At 66.1% G+C, this 3,902-nt stretch carries 4 protein-coding genes; 2 read left to right on the top strand and 2 right to left on the bottom strand.

Going from position 1 to position 3,902, the window contains the following annotated elements; genetic code table 11:
- The coding region (lon, locus tag MOV75_RS29915) for an endopeptidase La (protein ID WP_247007119.1) at positions 1-1,946 on the top strand (1,946 nt) is incomplete at its 5' end.
- A gap of 5 nt (positions 1,947-1,951) precedes the next feature.
- Positions 1,952-2,107: a hypothetical protein gene (locus MOV75_RS29920; protein WP_246922494.1), complete on the top strand. Its 156-nt coding sequence runs from the start codon at positions 1,952-1,954 to the stop codon at positions 2,105-2,107.
- A 72-nt stretch (positions 2,108-2,179) separates the two neighbouring features.
- Here the strand turns inward: MOV75_RS29920 and MOV75_RS29925 are convergent, their stop codons facing one another.
- Both MOV75_RS29925 and MOV75_RS29930 read right to left on the bottom strand, forming a co-directional pair.
- Complete coding sequence (locus MOV75_RS29925) at positions 2,180-2,482, bottom strand: HU family DNA-binding protein (RefSeq protein WP_094891268.1); 303 nt, start codon at positions 2,480-2,482, stop codon at positions 2,180-2,182.
- A 345-nt stretch (positions 2,483-2,827) separates the two neighbouring features.
- Positions 2,828-3,902: acetyl-CoA C-acetyltransferase (locus MOV75_RS29930; RefSeq protein WP_247007120.1), on the bottom strand; the 1,075-nt coding region annotated here is incomplete at its 5' end.

The following is a 3,902-nucleotide window of genomic DNA, read 5'->3' on the forward strand; positions in this document are numbered from 1 at the left end:
AGCGCCAGGCGATCGAGGCGATCGAGCTGTTGCCGCAGGCGCCGCCCGAGCTGGCCGCGATGTTCCAGGGCACCAGTGCGCCCGGCGCGCTGGCGGATCTGGCCACCTCGTTCATGGACATCAAGCCGCAGGACAAGCAGGAGGTGCTGGAGACCATCGACCTCGCCTTGCGCGTCGAGAAGGTGTCCAAGCATCTGGCCGAGCGGCTGGAGGTGCTGCGCATCTCCAACGAGATCGGCCAGAAGACCAAGGCCTCCTTCGACGAGCGGCAGCGCGAGGCGATCCTGCGTGAGCAGATGGCGACCATTCAGCGCCAGCTCGGCGAAGGCGACGGCAAGGCGGCCGAGGTCGCCGAGCTGACGTCCGCCATCGCCAAGGCCAACATGCCGCCCGAGGCGGACGCGCACGCCAGGAAGGAGCTGCGCCGCTATGAACGCATGCCTGAGGCCGCCGGCGAAGCCGGCATGGTCCGCACCTATCTCGACTGGCTGATCGAGCTGCCCTGGGCGCTGCCCGCGGAGAAGCCGATCGACATCAAGGAGGCGCGAGCCATCCTGGATGCCGACCATTTCGGCCTGGAGAAGATCAAGAGCCGGATCATCGAATATCTGGCGGTGCGCAAGCTCGCACCGCAGGGCAAGGCCCCGATCCTGTGCTTCGTCGGCCCGCCCGGCGTCGGCAAGACCTCGCTGGGACAATCCATCGCACGCGCGATGGGTCGCCCCTTCGTGCGCGTCAGCCTGGGCGGCGTGCATGACGAGGCCGAGATCCGCGGCCACCGGCGCACCTATATCGGCGCGCTGCCCGGCAACATCATCCAGGGCATCAAGAAGGCCGGCAGCCGCAACTGCGTCATGATGCTGGACGAGATCGACAAGATGGGCCGCGGCGTGCAGGGCGATCCGTCGGCTGCCATGCTGGAGGTGCTCGACCCCGAGCAGAACGGGACGTTCCGGGACAATTACCTGGGCGTGCCCTTCGACCTCTCGCGCGTGGTGTTCATCGCGACCGCCAACATGCTGGACCAGATCCCGGGTCCGCTCTTGGACCGCATGGAGCTGATCAGCCTCGCCGGCTACACCGAGGACGAGAAGCTGGAGATCGCGCGCCGCTATCTGGTGCGGCGGCAGCTGGAGGCCAACGGCCTCTCGGCCGAGCAGGCCGAGATCGAGCCGGAGGCGCTGAAGCTGGTGGTCAAGGGGTACACCCGCGAGGCCGGCGTGCGTAACCTCGAGCGCGAGATCGGCAAGCTGTTCCGGCATGCCGCGGTGCAGGTCGCCGAGGGCACGGCCGCGAAGATCGTGGTGGGAACGAAGGACATCGCCATTGTGCTGGGCCAGCCGCGCTTCGAAGGCGAGATCGCGCAGCGCACCAGCATTCCGGGCGTGGCCACCGGCCTTGCCTGGACGCCTGTCGGCGGCGACATCCTGTTCATCGAGGCTTCGCGTGTGCCCGGCCGTGGCGGGATGATCCTGACCGGCCAGCTCGGCGAGGTCATGCGCGAGAGCGTGCAGGCTGCGCTGACGCTGGTGAAGAGCAAGGCGTCGCAGCTCGGCATCGATCCCCAGGTGTTCGAGAAGAGCGACATCCACGTTCATGTTCCCGCGGGCGCGACCCCGAAGGACGGGCCGAGCGCGGGCGTTGCGATGTTCACGGCGCTGACGTCGCTGCTCACCAATCGTACGGTGAGGAGCGATACGGCGATGACCGGCGAGATCTCGCTGCGCGGCCTGGTGCTGCCGGTCGGCGGCATCAAGGAGAAGGTGGTCGCTGCGGCTGCTGCCGGCTTGAAGCGGGTGATGCTGCCGGCGCGCAACAAGCGGGACTATGACGACATCCCGAAGAGCGCGCGGGACAACCTCGAATTCATCTGGCTGGAGCGCGTCGACGAAGCCATCGCCGCGGCGCTCGAGCCGGTCGAGGCAAAGGTCGAGGCGGCGGAGTGAATGCGATGAAGAAACTGCTGGAAGAAGCGAAGCAATCTCGGAACACGCAGCGGCTGCGCCAGCTGCTCGATCGTGCCATTGACCGGGTGCGCGATGCGCTTGCAGGACCCGAGCCGCGGCTTCAACCGATCCCGGTCCGGGTGAAGCGCCGCAAGGGTTGAGCCCTCCGTCTCAGGCCCTCGCGGCTGCCCCAAACAAAAGGCCCCCTCCTACCCGAGGGGGCCTTTGCGTCGTTAGCCCACGGCGTCCTTGGCGGCCTTGACCGGACGGGCGCGGACGATCTTCCGGGCCGGCTTGGCCTTGAACATCATCTCTTCGCCCGTGAACGGGTTGGTGCCCTTGCGTGCCTTGGTCGCGGGCTTCTTGATGACCACGAACTTGGCGAAGCCCGGCACCAGGAACAGGCCGTTCTTCTTGAGCTCCTTGTGACCGACGTCGGTCAGCGTCTCCATGACGCTCTTGACGTCGCGCTTGGAAAGCTCGGTGGCGGTCGCAATCTTTTCGATCAACTGCGATTTGGACATTTGGGTTGCCATCGTGTCTCCTCTGATTCGTTGGCGGTTGCATATTAGACCAACCGGCGAAGGCCTATAGCCTTCTGCACGGTTTTGTCGCGGTTTTACGGGCTTTTTTGGCCCTCTGTAGCAAAAAACCCTGCTTTTTAGCTACTTCCGGCGCGGGAGAAGCCTCGGGCAGCGGATTTTGCCTTGTTTCAAAGGCCCGCACGCCATCTTGCTAAAGCTGATTCGCCGCTTTCGACAAGCGGCGACCAGTCTCTTTGTGCAAGGAGGCGCGCGTTTCACCCTGAAAAATAAGGGTTAGATCGCACGTAGCCGCTCTTCCTCCCCGTAAAAGCAGGGAGAAAGCGAGGGTGAGATTGGCTAGACGCGCTCGATGATGACGGCGGGCGCCATGCCGCCGGCGGCGCACATGGTGACGAGACCGCGCTTGAGATCGCGCCGTTCGAGCTCGTCGAGCACGGTGCCGATCAGGATCGAGCCGGTGGCGCCGATGGGGTGGCCGAGTGCGATCGAGCCGCCGTTGACGTTGACCTTGGCGCGATCGAGCTTGAGGTCACGGATATATTTTTCCGCCACCACCGCAAAGGCCTCGTTGATCTCGAACAGGTCGATGTCGTCGATGGTGAGGCCCGCCTTCGCCAGCACCTTGCGCGTGGCCGGCACCGGCGCGTTCAGCATCAGGGTCGGCGAGTCCCCCATGTTCGCCATCGCGACGACACGGGCGCGGGCTTTAAGGCCGTGCGCCCTGGCGTAAGCGGGCGAGGCCAGCAGGATCGCGGCGGCGCCGTCGACCACGCCGGACGAGTTGCCGGCGTGGTGGACGAAGTCGATATTCAGGTCCGGGTACTGCTGCAGGATCAGGCCACGATAGGTCGTGCCCTTGTCGTCGAGCGCGTAGTCCGCGACCGCGGGGAATGCCGGCTTCAGGCTGCTGAGGCCTTCCATCGTGGTCTGCGGCCTCGGGTACTCCTCGTGGTCGAGCGCGAGGCTGCCGTCCTCGCGGTGGACGGGCACGAGGCTCTTGGTGAAGTGCCCGTTCGCAATCGCGTGCGCCGCGCGCTTCTGGCTCTCCAGCCCGAGCGCGTCGACGTCCCTTCGCGTGATGCCTTCCATCGTCGCGATCGCGTCCGCGCAGACGCCCTGATGCGACTGCGGATGCCGCGCGCGCAGGCGCAGATTACCGTTGTCCATCATCATCGGACCCGAGCCGCGGCGTCCCTCCATCGACATCATCTCGCAGCCGCCGGCGATGACGAGGTCTTCCGCGCCCGCCATGATCGAGCTTGCCGCCATGTTGACGCTGGTGATGCCGCTTCCGCAGAAGCGGTCGAGCGTCACGGCGCTGGCGCGCACGTCATAGCCGGCATCGAGCGCCGACATCCGACCGAGATCGCCGCCTTGCGTCGCGACCTGCGCGCTGCAGCCCCAGACGATG

The organism is Bradyrhizobium sp. PRIMUS42, assembly GCF_023006515.1.
GTDB lineage: Bacteria > Pseudomonadota > Alphaproteobacteria > Rhizobiales > Xanthobacteraceae > Bradyrhizobium.